At 58.5% G+C, this 18,845-nt stretch carries 19 protein-coding genes; 7 read left to right on the top strand and 12 right to left on the bottom strand.

The window, feature by feature from the left end; all coding sequences use genetic code 11:
- Window positions 1-74: 74 nt before the first annotated feature.
- The 3 genes from purM to FBY01_RS03130 are packed head-to-tail and all read left to right on the top strand — an operon-like array spanning window position 75 to window position 2,505.
- A complete protein-coding gene (gene purM / locus FBY01_RS03120) occupies window positions 75-1,133 on the top strand; it encodes a phosphoribosylformylglycinamidine cyclo-ligase (RefSeq protein WP_010456810.1) in 1,059 nt (352 codons plus the stop codon).
- Entirely contained in the window at window positions 1,133-1,783 is a 651-nt protein-coding gene (gene purN / locus FBY01_RS03125) for a phosphoribosylglycinamide formyltransferase (RefSeq protein ID WP_010456811.1), read from the top strand. Before purM ends, purN begins: the two co-directional genes overlap by 1 nt.
- An 8-nt stretch (window positions 1,784-1,791) precedes the next feature.
- Complete coding sequence (locus tag FBY01_RS03130; protein WP_077749780.1) at window positions 1,792-2,505, top strand: DUF3108 domain-containing protein; 714 nt, start codon at window positions 1,792-1,794, stop codon at window positions 2,503-2,505.
- Window positions 2,506-2,569: 64 nt separating this feature from the next.
- Here FBY01_RS03130 and FBY01_RS03135 read toward each other — a convergent pair whose 3' ends face one another.
- From FBY01_RS03135 to FBY01_RS03145, 3 genes are all read right to left on the bottom strand, one after another.
- Window positions 2,570-3,748 (bottom strand): PLP-dependent aspartate aminotransferase family protein, encoded by a 1,179-nt coding sequence (locus tag FBY01_RS03135; RefSeq protein ID WP_145305810.1) that lies wholly within the window; start codon window positions 3,746-3,748, stop codon window positions 2,570-2,572.
- Entirely contained in the window at window positions 3,745-5,121 is a 1,377-nt protein-coding gene (locus FBY01_RS03140; protein ID WP_077749778.1) for a pyridoxal-phosphate dependent enzyme, read from the bottom strand. The genes FBY01_RS03135 and FBY01_RS03140 overlap by 4 nt, the downstream gene beginning before the upstream one ends.
- Before the next feature lie 149 nt (window positions 5,122-5,270).
- Window positions 5,271-6,281 (bottom strand): amidohydrolase family protein, encoded by a 1,011-nt coding sequence (locus FBY01_RS03145; RefSeq protein ID WP_010456819.1) that lies wholly within the window; start codon window positions 6,279-6,281, stop codon window positions 5,271-5,273.
- 142 nt (window positions 6,282-6,423) lie between these two features.
- On the opposite strand from FBY01_RS03145, the gene FBY01_RS03150 reads away from it, so the two are divergent.
- Both FBY01_RS03150 and FBY01_RS03155 read left to right on the top strand, forming a co-directional pair.
- Window positions 6,424-6,840, top strand: coding sequence for an OsmC family protein (locus FBY01_RS03150; protein WP_010456822.1), 417 nt, complete (start codon window positions 6,424-6,426; stop codon window positions 6,838-6,840).
- A 61-nt stretch (window positions 6,841-6,901) separates the two neighbouring features.
- Window positions 6,902-7,762 (top strand): pirin family protein, encoded by an 861-nt coding sequence (locus tag FBY01_RS03155; protein ID WP_145305809.1) that lies wholly within the window; start codon window positions 6,902-6,904, stop codon window positions 7,760-7,762.
- Between the two features lie 135 nt (window positions 7,763-7,897).
- Here FBY01_RS03155 and FBY01_RS03160 read toward each other — a convergent pair whose 3' ends face one another.
- From FBY01_RS03160 to FBY01_RS03175, 4 genes are all read right to left on the bottom strand, one after another.
- Window positions 7,898-8,626, bottom strand: coding sequence for a dienelactone hydrolase family protein (locus FBY01_RS03160; protein WP_010456825.1), 729 nt, complete (start codon window positions 8,624-8,626; stop codon window positions 7,898-7,900).
- 66 nt (window positions 8,627-8,692) lie between these two features.
- Window positions 8,693-10,597: a molecular chaperone HtpG gene (htpG, locus tag FBY01_RS03165; protein WP_102595537.1), complete on the bottom strand. Its 1,905-nt coding sequence runs from the start codon at window positions 10,595-10,597 to the stop codon at window positions 8,693-8,695.
- Between the two features lie 81 nt (window positions 10,598-10,678).
- The gene (locus FBY01_RS03170) at window positions 10,679-11,131 is read right to left on the bottom strand and encodes a PaaI family thioesterase (RefSeq protein ID WP_010456830.1); all 453 of its coding nucleotides are present in this window, start codon (window positions 11,129-11,131) and stop codon (window positions 10,679-10,681) included.
- Entirely contained in the window at window positions 11,128-11,604 is a 477-nt protein-coding gene (locus FBY01_RS03175) for a PaaI family thioesterase (RefSeq protein ID WP_102595531.1), read from the bottom strand. The genes FBY01_RS03170 and FBY01_RS03175 overlap by 4 nt, the downstream gene beginning before the upstream one ends.
- A gap of 157 nt (window positions 11,605-11,761) precedes the next feature.
- On the opposite strand from FBY01_RS03175, the gene FBY01_RS03180 reads away from it, so the two are divergent.
- Window positions 11,762-12,019, top strand: coding sequence for a hypothetical protein (locus tag FBY01_RS03180; protein ID WP_010456834.1), 258 nt, complete (start codon window positions 11,762-11,764; stop codon window positions 12,017-12,019).
- A 68-nt stretch (window positions 12,020-12,087) separates the two neighbouring features.
- On the opposite strand, the gene FBY01_RS03185 is transcribed toward FBY01_RS03180, so the two are convergent.
- The gene (locus FBY01_RS03185) at window positions 12,088-12,489 is read right to left on the bottom strand and encodes an MAPEG family protein (protein ID WP_145305807.1); all 402 of its coding nucleotides are present in this window, start codon (window positions 12,487-12,489) and stop codon (window positions 12,088-12,090) included.
- A complete protein-coding gene (locus FBY01_RS03190) occupies window positions 12,489-13,226 on the bottom strand; it encodes a DUF599 domain-containing protein (RefSeq protein WP_010456838.1) in 738 nt (245 codons plus the stop codon). Before FBY01_RS03190 ends, FBY01_RS03185 begins: the two co-directional genes overlap by 1 nt.
- 262 nt (window positions 13,227-13,488) lie before the next feature.
- Between FBY01_RS03190 and FBY01_RS03195 the strand changes: the two genes are divergently transcribed.
- Window positions 13,489-14,760, top strand: a complete 1,272-nt coding sequence (locus tag FBY01_RS03195) for a hypothetical protein (protein WP_145305805.1) — start codon at window positions 13,489-13,491, stop codon at window positions 14,758-14,760.
- Between the two features lie 90 nt (window positions 14,761-14,850).
- Here FBY01_RS03195 and brnQ read toward each other — a convergent pair whose 3' ends face one another.
- The 3 genes from brnQ to sucC form a co-directional block, all read right to left on the bottom strand.
- Window positions 14,851-16,164, bottom strand: coding sequence for a branched-chain amino acid transport system II carrier protein (gene brnQ / locus FBY01_RS03200; protein ID WP_010456842.1), 1,314 nt, complete (start codon window positions 16,162-16,164; stop codon window positions 14,851-14,853).
- Between the two features lie 463 nt (window positions 16,165-16,627).
- Window positions 16,628-17,509 (bottom strand): succinate--CoA ligase subunit alpha, encoded by an 882-nt coding sequence (gene sucD / locus FBY01_RS03205; protein ID WP_008148605.1) that lies wholly within the window; start codon window positions 17,507-17,509, stop codon window positions 16,628-16,630.
- Window positions 17,509-18,675, bottom strand: coding sequence for an ADP-forming succinate--CoA ligase subunit beta (sucC, locus tag FBY01_RS03210; RefSeq protein WP_008148602.1), 1,167 nt, complete (start codon window positions 18,673-18,675; stop codon window positions 17,509-17,511). The genes sucD and sucC overlap by 1 nt, the downstream gene beginning before the upstream one ends.
- Between the last annotated feature and the right edge of the window lie 170 nt (window positions 18,676-18,845).

Below are 18,845 nucleotides of genomic sequence, written 5' to 3' on the forward strand. Positions count from 1 at the left end.
GCTCGCCTTCGTTTATTTCAGCGGTCCCACTGGACTCGGTCGTTACCCCTGAATCCCCCCTAAAGGCCTGGATCATGAGCAAGCAACCCTCCCTGAGCTACAAGGACGCCGGTGTAGACATCGACGCCGGTGAAGCATTGGTCGAACGCATCAAGAGCGTCGCCAAGCGCACTGCGCGCCCGGAAGTCATGGGCGGCCTGGGCGGTTTCGGCGCCCTCTGCGAAATCCCGGCCGGCTACAAGCAGCCCGTTCTGGTTTCCGGCACCGACGGCGTGGGCACCAAGCTGCGCCTCGCTTTGAACCTGAACAAGCACGACAGCATCGGCATCGACCTGGTGGCCATGTGCGTGAACGACCTGGTGGTCTGCGGCGCCGAGCCGCTGTTCTTCCTCGACTACTACGCCACCGGCAAGCTGAACGTCGAAACCGCGACCCAGGTCGTGACCGGCATCGGCGCTGGCTGTGAACTGTCCGGCTGCTCCCTGGTCGGCGGCGAAACCGCTGAAATGCCTGGCATGTACGAAGGTGAAGACTACGACCTGGCCGGCTTCTGCGTCGGCGTCGTGGAAAAATCCGAAATCATCGACGGTTCGAAAGTCGCTGCCGGCGATGCCCTGCTCGCCCTGCCGTCTTCCGGCCCGCACTCCAACGGCTACTCGCTGATCCGCAAGATCATCGAAGTCTCCGGTGCCGATATCGAAAACATCCAGCTCGACGGCAAACCGCTGACCGACCTGCTGATGGCCCCGACCCGCATCTACGTGAAACCGTTGCTCAAGCTGATCAAGGACACCGGCGCGGTCAAAGCCATGGCCCACATCACCGGTGGCGGCCTGCTGGACAACATCCCGCGCGTACTGCCAAAAGGCGCCCAAGCCGTGGTTGACGTCGCAAGCTGGACCCGCCCTGCCGTGTTCGACTGGCTGCAAGAGAAAGGCAACGTCGACGAAAACGAAATGCACCGCGTGCTGAACTGCGGTGTGGGCATGGTCATCTGCGTGGCTCAAGAGCACGTTGAAACTGCCCTGAACGTCCTGCGTGAAGCCGGCGAGCAGCCATGGGTTATCGGTCAGATCGCCACCGCTGCCGAAGGCGCAGCCCAGGTTGAACTGAAGAACCTCAAGGCTCATTGATGTCCCAGACCTGTGATGTGGTGGTGCTGTTGTCCGGCACCGGCAGTAACTTGCAGGCCCTGATCGACAGCACGCGGACCGGCGACAGCCCGGTCCGCATCGCCGCGGTGATTTCCAACCGCGCCGACGCTTACGGCCTGCAACGCGCCAGGGACGCGGGTATCGACACCCGCTCCCTGGATCACAAGGCTTTCGAAGGCCGCGAAGCCTTCGATGCCGCGCTGATCGAACTGATCGACGCCTTCAACCCCAAACTCGTGGTACTGGCCGGTTTCATGCGCATTCTCAGCGCTGACTTCGTGCGCCACTACGCGGGTCGCCTGCTCAACATCCATCCCTCGCTGCTGCCCAAATACAAAGGGTTACACACTCATCAGCGCGCGCTGGAAGCCGGCGACACGGAACATGGCTGCTCCGTGCACTTCGTCACCGAGGAACTCGATGGCGGACCACTGGTCGTACAGGCAGTAATACCGGTAGAGTTGCACGATTCGCCGCAGAGTCTGGCGCAGCGAGTCCATGTTCAGGAACACCTGATCTACCCGATGGCTGTACGCTGGTTTGCCGAAGGCCGTTTATCGCTCGGTGAGCAAGGTGCTTTACTGGATGGAAAGTTACTCGCGGCCAGCGGCCACTTGATTCGACACTAGGAGATTTTATGCGTCGCGCCCTGCTCTTCGCTTGCGCTCTGTTTGCCCTGCCTTTCGCGCAGGCTGCAGACCTTCAACCTTTCTCCGCCAGCTACACCGCCGACTGGAAGCAGCTGCCCATGAGTGGCACGGCTGAACGCAGCCTGACCCAGGGTGCCAACGGTGTCTGGAAGCTCAGCTTCAAGGCCTCGATGATGATCGCCAGCCTGACAGAAGAAAGCACCCTGACCCTGGACAAGGACACGTTGCTGCCCCAGTCCTACCACTTCGAACGCGGTGGTCTGGGTAAAGCCAAGAAAGCCGACCTGGACTTCGACTGGACCAACAAAATGGTCACTGGCACCGATCGCGGTGATGCGGTCAAGATCCCGCTGAACCGTGGCATGGTCGACAAATCCACCTATCAGCTGGCCCTGCAACACGATGTGGCCGCCGGCAAAAAAAGCATGAGCTATCAGGTTGTCGATGATGGCGAAGTCGATACGTATGACTTCCGCGTGCTGGGTTCGGAGAAAGTCGACACCAAGGCCGGCCAGATCGATGCGATCAAGGTCGAGCGCGTGCGCGACCCGACGCAAAGCAAGCGCATCACCGTCCTGTGGTTCGCCAAGGATTGGGATTACCTGCTGGTTCGCCTGCAACAGGTCGAAACCGATGGCAAGGAGTACAACATCATGCTCCTCGACGGTACGGTCAACGGCAAGGCTGTCAAAGGCAGCTGATCCGGGCCTGAACAAAAATCCGGAATCCCTCAGGGATTCCGGATTTTTTTATGCCTGCTGAACGTCAAATCCGCGCCAGCGCCTGAGCCAGGTCAGCGCGCAGATCCTCTACATCCTCGACCCCCACGGACAAACGCACCAGCGCATCGCCGATCCCGAGTTGCGCACGGGTGTCTGCGGGAATGGTGGCATGCGTCATGATTGCCGGATGCTCGATCAGGCTTTCCACCCCGCCCAGGCTCTCGGCCAGGGCAAATATCTGCACATTTTCAAGGAAGCGTCTGGCGCCAGCCAGGTCGCTGTTCAGGTCGAGGGAAATCATCCCGCCGAATCCACGCATCTGCTGTCGAGCCAATTCGTGCTGCGGGTGCGACGGCAAGCCCGGATAGTAAACGCGTGCCACTTGCGGCTGCCGCTCCAGCCATTGCGCCAGCTCCAGCGCGTTACTGCAATGACGCTCCATGCGCAACGCCAGGGTCTTCACGCCGCGCAGGGTGAGGAACGCGTCAAACGGCCCGGCGATGGCTCCTACCGCGTTCTGCAAAAAGCCCAGGCGCTCGGCCAGTTCGGCGTTCTGCCCGACCACCGCAATGCCGCCGATCACGTCGGAGTGGCCGTTCAGGTACTTGGTCGTCGAGTGCACCACGATATCGAAACCCAACTCCAGCGGGCGCTGGATCCACGGGCTGGCGAAGGTGTTGTCGGCGACACAGAGGATGCCGCGCTCGCGGCAGCTACGCGCAATGGCGGCGAGATCAGAAAGGCGCAGCAAAGGATTGCTCGGCGTCTCGACACAGACCATCCGCGTGTCGTCCTGCAACGCCGCTTCGAAGGCGGACAGGTCGGTCAGGTCGACGTAGCTGAAGCGATGCCCGGCGCTGCGCTGACGGACTTTGTCGAACAGCCGGAACGTTCCGCCGTACAGGTCGTTGCCGGAGACGATGTGCGCGTTGGCATCAAGCAGTTCGAGCACCGTGGAAATCGCCGCCAGCCCGGAGGCAAAGGCGAAGGCCCGGGTGCCGCCCTCGAGGTCCGCCACGCAACGCTCCAGCGCAAAGCGCGTCGGATTGTGCGAGCGGCCATAGTCGAGGCCCTTATGCACGCCGGGGCTTTGCTGCAAGTAAGTGGAGTTAGCGTAGATCGGCGGCATCAGCGCCCCGGTGGAAGGATCCGGCGTCTGTCCGGCATGGATCACTCGGGTGCCGAAGGCGCGGGGCGCGCCGGATTCATCGTGCTGACTCATGTAAGCGATCTCCGTAAGTGATTAAGCAGGTCGACTCGCGTAATCAGGCCATGGAAGCCCGAGGCGTCGGCGATGATCGCCACCAGCCCACGATCGAGTTCCGCCTGCAGTTCGGCCAGGCTGGCGTTTGCCGGCAGGGTTTGTAACTTGTCAGTCATGGCGCTGGCTACGGGCATGCGCAAGTGCGAAGCGTCTTCGTGCACGCCCAGCAGAATATCGGATTCGTCGATCACGCCGACCAGCCGCTTGCCGTCCGCCAGCACCGGCAATTGCGAGACATCCGCCAGGCGCATGCGCTGGAAGGCGGTGAGCAGCGTGTCGTCGGGGCCGACGCTGATGACGCGGCCATCCTCGAAACGCCGCGCGATCAGGTCGCGCAGATCGCCGTAGCGCTTGTATTGCAGCAGGCCCTGATCGTTCATCCACTGGTCGTTGTAGACCTTCGACAGGTAACGGGTGCCGGTGTCGCAGACGAAGCTGACCACCCGTTTCGGCTCGGTCTGCTCGCGACAGTAACGCAACGCCGCCGCCAGCAAAGTGCCAGTCGAGGAACCGCCGAGAATGCCTTCGGCGCGCAGCAATTGACGGGCGTGATCGAAGCTTTCCTCGTCGCTGATCGAATAGGCGTGGCGCACGCTGGAAAGGTCGGCAATCGATGGAATGAAGTCTTCGCCGATGCCTTCCACCGCCCATGAACCGGCCTTGCCGAGGGTGCCGCTGCGGCTGTACTCGGCCATCACCGAACCGACCGGATCGGCCAGCACCATTTCCAGGTTCGGTTGCACGCGTTGAAAGAAGCGCGTCAGCCCGGTCAGGGTGCCGGCCGAACCGACGCCGACGACAATGGCATCCAGATCATGCTGGGTCTGTGCCCAGATCTCCGGCGCGGTGCTGCATTCGTGGGCCAGCGGATTGGCCGGGTTGTTGAACTGGTCGGCGAAGAACGCATCGGGTATCTCCTGCGCCAGCCGCGCCGCCACGTCCTGATAGTAATCGGGATGGCCCTTACCGACATCGGAGCGGGTGATGTGCACCTCGGCGCCCATGGCCTTGAGGTGCAACACCTTCTCGGTGGACATTTTGTCCGGCACCACCAGCACCACTCGATAGCCTTTGGCACGGCCGACCAGGGCCAGGCCGAGGCCGGTGTTGCCGGCGGTGGCTTCGACGATGGTGCCGCCGGGTTGCAGACGGCCATCGCGTTCGGCGGCGTCGATCATCGCCAGACCGATGCGGTCCTTGATCGAACCGCCGGGGTTCTGTGATTCGAGTTTGAGAAACAGCGTACACGGGCCGGTATCGAAACGGCTGACGCGCACCAGCGGCGTATTGCCGATCAGTTCAAGCACGGCAGGGCGGGAGTCGTTTGGCATGTCGTTACCTCGCTGCGAGAATCCGCACTGGATGGACAGCAACCGGCATCGGGTCTTCGTGCGCCAGTCACCAGTAATGCCTCGCAAGGAACATAGGCAGGGAATGCGCTATCCGCAACCGTGCGCAGCCAACCGGTAGCGTCGCAGCCTTAACGGTTGCGCGGCAGAATCGACAGAAAATTGTCCCGCGCGACTTTTCTCGCCACCTGCTCAGGCAAGGCGTCGAGAAACGGGTCGAAGCTGCGCATTTCCTTACCCAGCTTGTTGAAACGTCCCACCACATCAGAGCCGAGCATGAAGCGATCCGGGAAGCGCTCCACCAGCCCCAGCCAGGCTTCAGAAGGCTTGCCCTGCTCATCCAGCAGGTAAGGCGTCAGCATGCTCCAGGACAGGTCGATGTACAGATTGGGGTAGGCCTCGAGCATTCGGCTCAGGGTCGGCAACAGAAAATCCAGTCGGGTTTGATGCCGATGGACCTCGGCGCTGGTGCCTGCGTGCGCCCAAATGAATCGTGTATGCGGATGATTACGCAACGGCTCCTCGACTTCCGACAGGTACAGCGGATTTTTCTCACGCTTGGAGGTGATGTTGGAGTGCAGCATCACCGGCAAGTCGTTCTCCGCCGCGAGGTGATAGATCCGCGTCATCGCTTCGTTGTTGGCCCGTGGCGTGTCGCCGGCGGTCAGCGCGGTCAGGTCATCGTGCCGGGTAAACACTTCGCCGATCCCCTGCCACAGCCCCGGATTGAGATCGAGCATTCGCTGGATGTGCGCTGCGGAGTTTTTGTCGTTGGGGTTGAAACCGGACAGGAACGGGTGAAAGCGCTGACGCTGCTCGGGGGTCAATTTGTTTACCGCTGCCGCGACGATCACATCCGTCGCGCTGTACCAATAGGCATCGGCGTCATCACCGGCGTAATAGCGCGGGCGCTTCGGTTCGTCTTCGTGCCATTTCTTCGCCACCGGGATCCCGGAAATCATCACATGATCAATGGCATTGTCGTCCATGGCCTTGAGCAATGTCGGCATGCCGGCGGTTTCCTGAAAAAAGTCCACGTAATGCAGGTGCGCATCGCTGTAGGCGTATTCGCGTGCATTGACGTAAGCACTGGATAGCACCAGCAAACAGGCAAGGCTCAAACGGAACAGGGGCACGGGCATTCTCCGGGGGCAGGAAAGACGTAGACCTTTGCACACTCAAGACGGTTCAGCCGGTAAGAAAGTGGAACGCGCATCGTCAGGAATGCTCTATAACTTCGAGGTCTGTTTTGATCGAATGACTTTTTAGCCTGGGAGGCTCCCAATGACCGTTACCGTCAATACCGTTTCCGCCGAAGGTTTTCGCCACAGCGTCCAGATCGATGACCACGAGCTTTTTGCCGATGTGCCGACCACGTCTGGCGGCGAAGGCTCGGCCCCTGAGCCACACGACTACTTCGACGCGGCCCTGGGTGCCTGCAAGGCCCTGACACTGAAGCTGTACGCAAAGAAGAAAGACATTCCGCTGACCGGCGTCACGGTTGAAGTCAAACGTGACAACAGCGAAGAGCAAAAAGGCAAATATGCCCTGCACGTCAAACTGACCCTCAAGGGCGTGCTCACCGACGCCCAGCGCGACGAGTTGCACCGCGTGGCCGACCGCTGCCCGGTACACAAGCTGATGACCAGCACCGAGGTGAGCATCGAAACCCATCTCTCCGAAGGTGCCTTCAGCCAATAGCGGCAAGGGCTGCGCAAGCGGGTTATGCTCCACGCGTCACCCGCTCAGCCTGGAATGCACCATGAACACGCCACTCGTGATCCGCCCTCGCGCCGAAGATGTCGAGGGCCAACCGATTCTGCGCCCGCTGCCGTCAGCCAAATGCCGCAGCGTCGGGCCTTTCGTCTTTTTCGACCACATGCTCGAAACCCGTTATGCGGCGGGAACAGGCATGAACATCCGTCAGCACCCGCACATTGGCCTGTCCACCCTCACGTATTTGTTCGAAGGAAAAATCCAGCACAAGGACAGCCTCGGCTCCGATCAGGTGGTCGATGCCGGCGATGTCAGCTGGATGACGGCGGGCAGTGCAATTGCTCACGTTGAACGCACGCCTGAAACCTTGAAGCAAAGCGGCTTCACGATGCACGGTTTGCAGGTTTGGCTCGCCTCCCCCAAGACGCAGGAACAGGGGCCCGGCCACTACAGCCATCATCCGGCGTCGACGTTGCCGGTCAGCGATAACCTTGGCGTGAAGATCCGCATGATTGCCGGGTCAGGCTTTTGCCTGGAATCGCCGGTGCCGGTGCTTTCTCCTACGCTGTATGCGGAATTGAACCTGCAAACGGCGACCACCTTGCTGATCCCGACCGAGCATGAAGAGCGGGCACTTTATGTGCTCAGCGGCGACGCACAGCTTGACGGCGAGCTGCTGGAGCCGCATGCGCTGGTGGTGCTGCCTGCCGGAGAGGAAATGACGTTGTTCGCCGAGAGCGACTGTCATGCCGTGCTGTTTGGTGGGGCACCGCTGGACGGGCCGCGGCGAATCAACTGGAATTTTGTGGCGAGCGATCCGGCGGCGATCGATGAAGCGCGACGACGCTGGGCGGCTGGGGATTGGCCGACGGTGCCGGGGGAAAGCGAGCGGATCGAGCTGCCTTAGCATCGTCGGTAGCAGTAACACCGCCATCGCGAGCAGGCTCACTCCTACAAGGGAGAATGCATTCCAATTGTAGGAGTGAGCCTGCTCGCGATGAGGTCGGCCCTGACACCGAGAGTGTCAGGGCGGAATCAGCTATCAGTCTTTAAAAACTTCATCCAGCAGATTGTGCATCGAAGTAAACGCCCGAGCCGCCGTCTTCGCGTCATACATCATCTTGCCCGGCACATTCGCATGCGGGTCAGTAAACGAATGCACCGCGCCGCCGTAACTCAGCAGTTGCCAATCCACGCCCGCCGCATTCATTTCCTCTTCAAACGCCGGCAATTGCTCTTTCGGCACCAGCGGGTCGGATGCACCGTGCAACACCAGCACCGAGCCCTTGATGGTTTTAGCATCGTTGACGTTCGGCGTATCCAGCGTGCCATGGAACGAAACCGCCGCTTTTACCGGCGCGCCCGTGCGGGCCAGTTCCAGTGCGCAGCAACCGCCGAAGCAGAAACCGAAGGTCGCCAGTTTCGAGGTATCAACCGCCGCCTCGCCCTGCCCTTGCAACTGTTCGAACGCCGCTTGCATGCGCTTGCGCAGCAAGGCGCGGTCGTTCTTCAGGGGCATCATCGCTGCACCCGCCTCGTCGCCATTCTGTGGACGCACCGACTGGCCGTACAGGTCGGCGATCAACACCACATAACCCTTGGCCGCCACCGATTTGGCGATCTCCTCGGCACCGGCGCTGACACCCATCCAGTTCGGCGCCATCAACAGACCGGGGCGCGGGCCTTTGTGGTCGGCATCGAACGCCAGACGGCTTTCATACGACTGGCCATCAAGCTGATAAGCGACGGAACGAACAGTGATTTGGCTCATGACTAACTCCCAGTAAAAGACACCAGAATGAAAAAACCCGCCGAAGCGGGTTTTTTTACAACTCGGTTAAACCGACAGTTCAACCAGCAGCTTGTTGAGGCGGCGCACATACGCGGCCGGGTCTTTCAAGCTGTCGCCGGCTGCCAGTGCCGCCTGATCGAAGAGAATGTGCGACAGGTCGCCGAAGCGCTCGTCGCTCTGCTCGTTGTCGAGTTTCTCGATCAGCGGGTGAGCCGGGTTGAATTCGAAGATCGGCTTCGAATCCGGAACCTTCTGACCGCTGGCTTCGAGGATCTGACGCATCTGCATGCCCAGGTCCTGCTCGCCGATGGCCAGGATCGCCGGGGAATCAGTCAGACGGTGGGAAACCCGTACTTCAGCGACGGATTCGCCCAGTGCAGTTTTCAGACGCTCAACCAGGCCCTCTTTGGACTTGGCGACTTCTTCCGCGGCTTTCTTGTCTTCTTCCGAATCCAGGTTGCCCAGGTCCAGGTCACCGCGCGCCACGTCGACAAAGCTCTTGCCGTCGAAGTCGCTGAGGTAGCTCATCAGCCACTCATCAATGCGGTCGGTCAGCAGCAGCACTTCGATGCCTTTCTTGCGGAAGACTTCCAGGTGCGGGCTGTTTTTGACCTGCGCGTAGGTTTCGCCGGTCAGGTAGTAGATCTTGTCCTGACCTTCCTTGGCGCGCGCCAGGTACTCGGCCAGCCCCACAACCTGCTCGCCTTCTTCGCCCTGAGTGGAGGCGAAACGCAGCAGGCCAGCGATTTTCTCTTTGTTGGCGAAGTCTTCTGCCGGGCCTTCTTTCATGACCTGGCCGAAGTTCTTCCAGAAACCTTTGTATTGCTCAGGCTCGTTCTTCGCCAGTTTTTCCAGCATGTCCAGAACGCGCTTGGTCAGGGCCGACTTCATGGAGTCGATGATCGGGTCCTTCTGCAGGATTTCCCGCGACACGTTCAGCGACAGGTCGTTGGAATCGACCACGCCCTTGATGAAGCGCAGGTACAGCGGCAGGAACGACTCGGCCTGGTCCATCACGAATACGCGCTGTACATACAGCTTCAGGCCTTTCGGCGCTTCACGCTGGTACAGATCGAACGGAGCACGGGTCGGCACATACAGCAACGAGCTGTATTCGAGCTTGCCTTCGACCTTGTTATGGCTCCAGCTCAGCGGATTTTCGAAGTCATGAGCGATGTGTTTGTAGAACTCCTGATATTCCTCGTCCTTGATCTCGGTGCGAGGACGGGTCCACAGGGCGCTGGCGCGGTTGACGGTTTCCCATTCAACTGCAGGCTTCTCTTCACCTTCGACAGCTGCCACTTCTTTCGGCAACTCGATCGGCAGAGCGATGTGGTCGGAGTACTTCTTGATGATGTTGCGCAGACGCCAGCCATCGGCGAATTCGTCTTCACCGGATTTCAGATGCAGGACGATACGGGTGCCGCGCTCGGCTTTCTCAACGGTGGCAACTTCAAAATCGCCTTCACCTTTGGACGACCAATGCACGCCCTCGCTGGCAGCAGAACCGGCACGACGGCTGAACACGTCAACTTTGTCAGCGACGATGAAGGCCGAGTAGAAACCGACACCAAACTGACCGATCAGGTGCGAGTCTTTCTTCTGATCGCCAGACAGGTGTTTCATGAAATCAGCAGTGCCGGATTTGGCGATGGTCCCCAGGTGGGTAATCGCGTCTTCACGGCTCATGCCGATGCCGTTGTCTTCGAGGGTGACGGTCTTGGCGTCCTTGTCGAAGCTCACACGGATTTTCAGTTCGGCGCCACCTTCCAGCAGTTCAGGCTTGGACAGGGCTTCGAAACGTAATTTGTCGACAGCGTCAGAGGCGTTCGAGATCAATTCGCGAAGGAAAATTTCCTTGTTGGAATACAGCGAATGGATCATGAGGTGCAGCAGTTGCTTCACCTCGGTCTGGAAGCCCAGGGTTTCCTTTTGAGTTTCCACACTCATGGTCATCAAACTCCAATCAGATGGCAGTGGCCGCGACCTGAAGGGTCGGCGGCGGGTTGTCATCAGAGTTTGGGGCTGAGTTCAGGATTTCAAGGGCTCTTCAATTTTGAAATGGCCGCGGGCGGTGGCAATCGGCTCGGCTTCGGTGGTTTGCCAGGCTGTAATCGCCACGTTTGCCACGCGTCGACCCTGGCGGCAAACCTGACATTTGGCCCAGGTATCGCGAAACTGCCCGGCTCGCAGGTAGTCGAGGGAGAAATCGATGATCTTCGGTACACCGGGCGAGCCGGTGAAAATCAGCAGGTGCAGCGCTGCGGACAGCTCCATGAACCCGGCGATCACCCCACCATGGATGGCCGGCAGTAAAGGGTTACCAATGTTGTCCTTGTTGGCCGGCAAGCGAAACAGCAGCTCATCCCCGACACGGGAACACTCGATGCCGATCAGTTTGGCATAAGGCAACAGGTGCAGCAGCGAAGCGTAGTCCCCCTGCGCGTGGGCTTGCTGGAGTTGCTCCTTGAAAGAGTCAGTCATTTCGCACCTCCGGCGATTGCGCCACCCAATCCCTTGGCGCCTTTGACGGCTTTGCCCATACGCATGAACGTGCCGACGACATGGGCGATGGGCTGCTCGGGATCGTCCTGGTAGGCAAAGCCTCGGGCGAAGATCACGTCGGTGGTCACCCGGTAGCATTGGGCGAAACCGTAGACATCCTTATGCGGCTCGGCGGCGTGCATGTAGTCGATGCGCAAATCGAGGGTCGGGCAGACTTCAAATTCGGGCAGGACGCAGAGGGTCGACATGCCACACGCGGTGTCCATCAGCGAGGTCAAAGCCCCGCCATGGATCACACCGGTCTGCGGGTTGCCGACGATTTGCGGGCTGTACGGCAGGATGACCGTCAGCCCTTCGTTGCTGGCGCTGTGAACCCGCAAACCCAACACCTGACAATGCCTGAGTGCCGAAAGAAATCGCGTCGCGCGCTCAAAAACGGGGTTTTCGGCCATGTGATAAACACTCTTCTTAATAGTCGGAAATCGTATTCGGCGTATTCGTAAAAGTTCCCGCAGGAATATTCTTATATATCTGAACGAATTGAGGAACTTAACCCTGGGGGCTGTGCTCGAAAGGCCAGTAGATATTTTCCATAAGGAGATACACCCCATGCGTAAGACTTTAGCTATTGCCTTGATGTTGACCGCTTCCCTCGGTCTCGCTGCTTGCGATAAAAAATCCGAGGACAAAGCTCAAGATGCTAACCAACATGCTGAGCAAGCTCAGGAAAAAATGGGCGAAGCTCAGGATAAAGTGAACGAAGCTGCGAAAGAAAACGCCGAAGCTGCCAAAGCTCAGGCCGAATCGAACAAAGCCGCTGTTCAAGAGTCGGCTCCAGCCGCTCCTGCTGAAGCACCTAAAAACTAAAACAGTTTTTAGCGTGATAAAAGAAAACCCGCCAAGTGCGGGTTTTCTTTTGTCTGTCATTCGAACCTTTAGAGCAAAACAGTTCTAAAAGTCGGACTAATCATCAACAGCAATGAACACACTAGTCCGACGATCCATACCAGGCTGCGCTGCCAGGCAAGATCCGCCCAATAGCACACTAAATAAATGATTCGGGAAATCACAAAGATGATGGCCAGCGAATCGATCAGCCACCCCGCGGTCTGCGTGGTGTGCGCCATCAACACCCCCACCGTAAACAATATGAACGCCTCGAAGCTGTTTTGATGCGCCGCCACTGCACGGGCGCCGAAACCTGTGAGTTGCGCCTGTTGCTGACGCGGCAGGTGATTGTTGTAACCGCCCTGCTCTTTCATGGCCTTGGTCACGGGCATGCGGGCCACGTAGATCAGCAAGGCGCTGATAAACACGCACCAGAACGGAATACTCATCAAGCGGCCTCTTTATTGGCTTCGGGCAATGGCGCCTCTGTAGGGGTATAGACCATCACATCGAGAACGTCGGAATGAAACTCCCGGCGATACAACACCAGCACCACGCCAGCACTCATCAGCATGAACAGCCATGGGCTGACGAACCAGGCCAGCATGGTCATGCCAAAGTAGTAAGAACGCAGGCCAAAGTTGAACTGGTTGGCCGCCATGGAAATTACCCGGGCGGCTCGGGCGGCGAAGGCTTTGCGCTCTTGTTCGGACACGTGACGTTCGCCAATCATCGGCGCCGACCCGATCAAAATGGCGGCGAAGTTGTACTGGCGCATGCACCAGCTGAAGGTGAAGAACGCATAGACAAACACCAGCGCCAGGCACAGTAACTTGATCTCGGACATCCCCTGCGACGCCTGTTGCACCATCGGAATATCCGCCAGCAACGACACGGCCCGTTCCGACGCACCGAGTACGGTGAGAATGCCAGCCAGGATAATCAGCGTGCTGGAGGCAAAGAACGAGGCGTTACGCTCCAGGTTGCCGACCACGCTGGCGTCGGCGATGCGGTTGTCGCGCAAGAGCATGCGGCGCATCCAGTCTTCACGGTACAGGTGCAGCACACTGGCCAGGCATGCGGTGTCGCGGCCCTTCCATGAGGCATAGCGGGTGTAACCGCCCCAGCAGATGACAAACCACAGCGCGGCAACGATGTGGATGATATTGGCGTGGATGAACGACATGCAGGTCCTTAAACGTGGGCTGAAGCTGAGTTTTCAATACGAATTGGCTGTGCAAGGCAACCACTACCTCTCGCGTTCAACGTTACATAAGCGCTTGTTCAATGCAAAGTCGAAAAAGGGCGCATTTCATTAAATTCTATCGATTGAACATCATCAATAGCTGTCATATTTGACAGCTATTCAGTCTTATTTTTACCGGTTAGCCTCCAAGGTATTGCTTGTAGCCTCTTGAACTTTATCAATCGGCACCTGGAGAATTCCTATGCTCAGCCCCCAAAAAAAATCAGCCGCGGCTCCTGATGAACAATGGCTTGATCCGTTTTTTGGGGAGGCTGGCGTAGCCTATCAATTTTCTGCAGGAAGTGACCCACTGCAAATTGTTTCCAGAAGACCCGACGATAAGTTACTTCTGGCAGGCGGCGTCTACTGGGAAGGTCATCAAGACTTCCAGCTTGTACAACTGCTGGAAGATGGCAGCCGGGATCCTGATTTTGCGGATGACGGAATACTCAAGGGCGGGTTTAAGGCTGGATCTCGGGCCTCTCTACACGGCGCCCAACTTTACAAAGATGGGAAGATCCTGGTCATTGGTACACACCGCGACGATATTGAGTATCTTGCTTTCGCGCGCTTTCTCGAAAACGGCAAACCTGATTACACGTTTGGCGATGAAGGTCTGGTACTGAATCCCTACCCAACCCACTTGAGTAACCTGGCCGTTTCAACCAGCCCCCATCTTTCAATGACTCAACCAACCTCCAACACTGCAATCGGTCCAAATGGCGAAATCATAATGGCGGGTTGGACGAGCATCTTTCGATACGACCCAGACGGCAAACTTGATCTGTCATTTAACGGAAGCGGCAGCATCAATGTCGATTTCGTCATCCATGCAGTCGGCGCGTCCGCTGATGGCGCCATTACTGTCGTCGGATCCAGCTCCGTAGGCTTTAGCCCTCAGAACGAAGGTATCGTCGCCCGCTTCAAAGCTGATGGAACTCCAGACAATTCCTTTGGGACGAGCGGCATCACGAGAATCCGCATCGACGAAGCCGATACAGTATTTTCAGGCCTGTTACTGCGCGAAGATGGCAGTACGTTCGTGACTGGCTCGTTGGACCGAACCCCGAACGATGTTTGGGGCAACGGCCGCCGGGGAGTGCTTGCAGCGTTTAATGGAAATGGTTGGCCGAATCTTGTTTTCAACGGTGGCAAAGCGGTGGTGTCCGAGTTGCCATCAAGCGCAGCCAACGCATGGTCCGACATTGGCGGAGACCCTGCACATGGAATTGTCGTCGTTGGCCTGTCAGGCGCGAGAAGCAGGGAGAGTACGCTGATCGCCCGTTATGAGGCTACGGGAAAACTCGACATCACGTTCGGCGACGAAGGCTTTCTGAATACCCGCTTTGGAAAAGATTACGAGTTCTGGAAGTCGGTGGTTGTGCAACCCGATCAAAAAATCATTGCTTCGGGTGATTGCCGGTATTTTTTTGACAGGGCGACTGTAGCGCGGTTTCTAGCCACCAGAGAGTAGTAACTGGTGATAAAAAAATGCCCCGTATCGATTGATACGGGGCATTTCTATAGCGACTCAAGACCCGCTTGTGGCGGGCCATGAAGCAACTTAAGCCAGCACTTCTTCGCGCTTGCCCAGCAGACGATCGCAAACCACCGCAACCACCAAAGTCATCACCGACGGCACCAGCCACGCCAGACCTTGCTCGCTCAGCGGCAGGTGGGACAGCTGAGCTGGCATCCAGTCCGCCAGACCCGCCCCCTTGAGCGCATCGATCATGCCGAAGATGAACGACACCAACATCACCGGGCCAACGATACGGCCCTGTTCATGCCAGAAGTCTTTGCAGAAGCTCAGCGCGACCAGGGCGATGCACGGCGGGTAAATCGCCGTCAGTACCGGGATCGAGAACGCAATCAGCTTGGTGAGGCCCAGGTTGGACACAAACAGGGAGAACACGGCGAGGATGATGACCAATGTCTTGTAGGACAGTGGCAGCACACGGCTGAAGTATTCGGCGCATGCACACGTCAGACCGACCGCGGTGACCAGACAGGCCAGGGAGATCAGCACCGCCAGGAAACCGCTGCCCAGCGAACCAAAGGTGTGCTGAACATAGGCGTGCAACACCGCGGCACCGTTGGCTGCACCGGCCGCCACTTCATGACTGCCGGAACCGAGACGAAACAGGCTGACATACACCAGCGCCAGGCCCACGCCGGCAATCAGCCCGGCAATGATCGCGTAGCGGGTGATCAGCGCTGGTGACTCGACGCCACGGGAGCGGATCGCGTTGACGATGACGATGCCGAACACCAGCGCGCCAAGGGTATCCATGGTCAGGTAACCGTTGATGAACCCTTGGGAGAACGGCGCCGCGACATACTCAGGCGTCGCCACGCCGATGTCACCGGCAGGCAGCGCGAATGCGGCGATGCCGAGTGCGGCCAGGGCGATGATCTTCAGGGGGGCGAGGAAACGTCCTACGGTATCCAGCAAACGGCCCGGATAGAGCGAAATGAAGAACACCAGCAGGAAGTACACCGAGCTGTAGAGGAACAGCGCCAGCGGGCTCTCGCCGGTCAGCGGCGCCAGACCCACTTCGAACGATACGGTCGCGGTACGCGGCGTGGCGAACAGCGGGCCGACCGCGAGGTAGCACGCAGCGGCCAGCAGGCCGCCGGCGATTTTGCCGATCGGGCTGCTCAAGGCATCCATCGCACCACCGACCTTGGCCAACGCAACCACGGTGATCACCGGCAAACCGACTGCCGTGATCAAGAAGCCTAGCGCCGCCATCCAGACATTGGGCCCGGACTGCAAACCGACGATAGGCGGGAAGATGATGTTGCCAGCCCCGACAAACAGGGCAAACGTCATAAAACCAAGTGCCAGGATGTCCTGACCTTTCAAGACTTTCATTAAGGAAATACCACACTACTGAATCGGAATTTAGAGAGGGATTTCCCTGAGGGTGAGGGAAATGCTGTCGGTCCGTATAGGACTGACCCGTTTAGCGCGACGCTTCCTTGTGGGACGCAAACGCAAAAATGGCGGCTAGCCTAACGAATTTGCCCGACAAACGCACTGTTAAGGGGCGATCTATCCGATACGCGACATTTCCGTGTCGCGTTTACATATCTAAATTACCTAAGAAGAGCCCCGTGGCGAGGGAGCTTGCTCCCGCTCGGCTGCGCAGCAGTCGTAAATCCATTGCATGCGGCGTACCAGACAACCTTCGATAGCCTGTTTTGGGGCCGCTTCGCAGCCCAGCGGGAGCAAGCGCCCTCGCCACAAAAAGCACTGCAAATATCTAAACACCAGAAACGACAAAGGCCACCCGAAGGTGGCCTTTGTTTGGTGAAGCGTCAGCTAAGCGCGAGGCTTATTTGATCGCCCAACCGGTCAGCTCGGACAATGCCTTGCCGATGTCTGCCAGCGAACGCACGGTTTTAACACCTGCGTCTTCCAGGGCAGCAAACTTCTCGTCTGCAGTGCCTTTGCCGCCAGAGATGATTGCGCCAGCATGGCCCATGCGCTTGCCCGCAGGGGCAGTCACACCAGCGATGTAGGAAACAACCGGCTTGGTCACGTGTGCCTTGATGTAGGCAGCCGCTTCTTCTTCAGCCGAACCGCCGATCTCACCGATCATGACGATCGCTTCGGTCTTCGGGTCTTCCTGGAACAGCTTCAGGATGTCGATGAAGTTCGAACCCGGGATCGGGTCACCACCGATGCCGACGCAAGTCGACTGACCGAAACCGGCGTCAGTAGTTTGCTTCACAGCTTCGTAGGTCAGGGTGCCGGAACGGGAAACGATACCGACCTTGCCTGGCAAGTGAATGTGACCTGGCATGATGCCGATCTTGCATTCGCCTGGAGTGATCACGCCTGGGCAGTTAGGACCGATCAGGACTACGCCCAGCTCGTCGCACTTAACTTTAGCGTCCAGCATGTCCAGGGTAGGAATGCCTTCGGTGATGCAGACGATCAGCTTGATGCCGCCGAAAGCGGCTTCCAGGATCGAATCCTTGCAGAAAGGAGCCGGAACGTAGATCACGCTGGCGGTAGCGCCAGTGGCAGCTACAGCGTCTTTCACGGTGTTGAACACTGGCAGGCCCAGGTGCTCGGTGCCGCCTTTGCCTGGAGTTACGCCGCCAACCATCTTGGTGCCGTATTCGATGGCTTGCTGGGTGTGGAAACTACCTTGCGAACCGGTAATACCCTGGCAGATAACTTTGGTGTCTTTATTGATCAGGACGCTCATTATTTGCCCTCCGCAGCTTTAACGACTTGTTGAGCAGCGTCGGTCAGGCTGGTAGCAGCGATGATGTTCAAACCGCTTTCTGCCAGTACTTTAGCGCCCAGCTCAGCGTTGTTGCCTTCAAGGCGAACAACAACCGGGATTTTCACGCCGACTTCTTTCACAGCGCCGATGATGCCTTCGGCAATCATGTCGCAACGAACGATGCCGCCGAAGATGTTGACCAATACTGCAGCGACGTTAGTGTCGGACAGGATGATCTTGAACGCTTCGGTAACGCGTTCTTTGGTAGCACCGCCGCCCACGTCGAGGAAGTTGGCTGGTTTGCCGCCATGCAGGTTGACGATGTCCATGGTACCCATGGCCAGGCCAGCACCGTTGACCATGCAACCGATGTTGCCTTCCAGCGCTACGTAGTTCAGTTCGAACTTGGCAGCGTGCGCTTCGCGCGGATCGTCTTGCGACGGATCGTGGAAAGTCTTCAGCTTAGGCTGACGGTACATGGCGTTGGCGTCGATGTTGATCTTGGCGTCGAGGCAATGCAGATCGCCGTCAGCCTTGATCACCAGCGGGTTCACTTCCAGCAGAGCCAGGTCGTGATCCTTGAACAGCTTGGCCAGACCTACGAAGATCTTGGCGAACTGAGCAACTTGCTTGCCTTCCAGACCCAGCTGGAATGCCAGCTCGCGACCCTGGAATGGCTGGGCGCCAACCAGTGGATCGATCGTGGCTTTCAGAATTTTTTCTGGAGTGTCGTGAGCGATTTTCTCGATGTCCACGCCACCTTCGGTGGAAGCCATGAACACGATGCGACGGCTCGAACGGTCAACGACAGCGCCCAGGTACAGCTCTTTAGCGATATCAGTGCACGATTCAACCAGGATCTTGGTGACTGGCTGGCCATTGGCGTCAGTCTGGTAAGTCACCAGGCGCTTGCCCAGCCACTGCTGTGCGAATGCCTTGGCGTCTTCTTTGCTGCGAACCAGCTTTACGCCGCCCGCTTTACCGCGACCACCAGCGTGGACCTGGGCTTTGACAACCCACTCGGTGCCGCCGATTTTGTCGCAAGCTTCTGCTGCTGCTTCCGGGGTGTCTACTGCGAAACCCTGGGATACTGGCAGGCCGTACTCAGCGAACAGCTGCTTACCCTGATACTCGTGAAGATTCATGCTTATTACCGTCTTCGTTAGGTACTGCGCATTCGGTGCTGCACTTGTTCAAGTGCCGCACCACCTGTGACTGCTGCTTGCGTAGCCTTTCCGGACAACCGGTGCAGCTACGCAAGACTGCGTCCAGCGGATATTCCGCGGTGAGTCTTGCATGCAAGGCTCACGACGGG

Source organism: Pseudomonas sp. SJZ077, from assembly GCF_007993905.1.
GTDB lineage: Bacteria > Pseudomonadota > Gammaproteobacteria > Pseudomonadales > Pseudomonadaceae > Aquipseudomonas > Aquipseudomonas mandelii.

Bases quoted from the DNA above. Each gene is read 5' to 3' on its own strand.
- purM (WP_010456810.1), top strand. From the start codon at position 75: ATGAGCAAGCAACCCTCCCTGAGCTACAAGGACGCCGGTGTAGACATC.
- purN (WP_010456811.1), top strand. From the start codon at position 1,133: ATGTCCCAGACCTGTGATGTGGTGGTGCTGTTGTCCGGCACCGGCAGT.
- FBY01_RS03130 (WP_077749780.1), top strand. From the start codon at position 1,792: ATGCGTCGCGCCCTGCTCTTCGCTTGCGCTCTGTTTGCCCTGCCTTTC.
- FBY01_RS03135 (WP_145305810.1), bottom strand. From the start codon at position 3,748: ATGAGTCAGCACGATGAATCCGGCGCGCCCCGCGCCTTCGGCACCCGA.
- FBY01_RS03140 (WP_077749778.1), bottom strand. From the start codon at position 5,121: ATGCCAAACGACTCCCGCCCTGCCGTGCTTGAACTGATCGGCAATACG.
- FBY01_RS03145 (WP_010456819.1), bottom strand. From the start codon at position 6,281: ATGCCCGTGCCCCTGTTCCGTTTGAGCCTTGCCTGTTTGCTGGTGCTA.
- FBY01_RS03150 (WP_010456822.1), top strand. From the start codon at position 6,424: ATGACCGTTACCGTCAATACCGTTTCCGCCGAAGGTTTTCGCCACAGC.
- FBY01_RS03155 (WP_145305809.1), top strand. From the start codon at position 6,902: ATGAACACGCCACTCGTGATCCGCCCTCGCGCCGAAGATGTCGAGGGC.
- FBY01_RS03160 (WP_010456825.1), bottom strand. From the start codon at position 8,626: ATGAGCCAAATCACTGTTCGTTCCGTCGCTTATCAGCTTGATGGCCAG.
- htpG (WP_102595537.1), bottom strand. From the start codon at position 10,597: ATGAGTGTGGAAACTCAAAAGGAAACCCTGGGCTTCCAGACCGAGGTG.
- FBY01_RS03170 (WP_010456830.1), bottom strand. From the start codon at position 11,131: ATGACTGACTCTTTCAAGGAGCAACTCCAGCAAGCCCACGCGCAGGGG.
- FBY01_RS03175 (WP_102595531.1), bottom strand. From the start codon at position 11,604: ATGGCCGAAAACCCCGTTTTTGAGCGCGCGACGCGATTTCTTTCGGCA.
- FBY01_RS03180 (WP_010456834.1), top strand. From the start codon at position 11,762: ATGCGTAAGACTTTAGCTATTGCCTTGATGTTGACCGCTTCCCTCGGT.
- FBY01_RS03185 (WP_145305807.1), bottom strand. From the start codon at position 12,489: ATGAGTATTCCGTTCTGGTGCGTGTTTATCAGCGCCTTGCTGATCTAC.
- FBY01_RS03190 (WP_010456838.1), bottom strand. From the start codon at position 13,226: ATGTCGTTCATCCACGCCAATATCATCCACATCGTTGCCGCGCTGTGG.
- FBY01_RS03195 (WP_145305805.1), top strand. From the start codon at position 13,489: ATGCTCAGCCCCCAAAAAAAATCAGCCGCGGCTCCTGATGAACAATGG.
- brnQ (WP_010456842.1), bottom strand. From the start codon at position 16,164: ATGAAAGTCTTGAAAGGTCAGGACATCCTGGCACTTGGTTTTATGACG.
- sucD (WP_008148605.1), bottom strand. From the start codon at position 17,509: ATGAGCGTCCTGATCAATAAAGACACCAAAGTTATCTGCCAGGGTATT.
- sucC (WP_008148602.1), bottom strand. From the start codon at position 18,675: ATGAATCTTCACGAGTATCAGGGTAAGCAGCTGTTCGCTGAGTACGGC.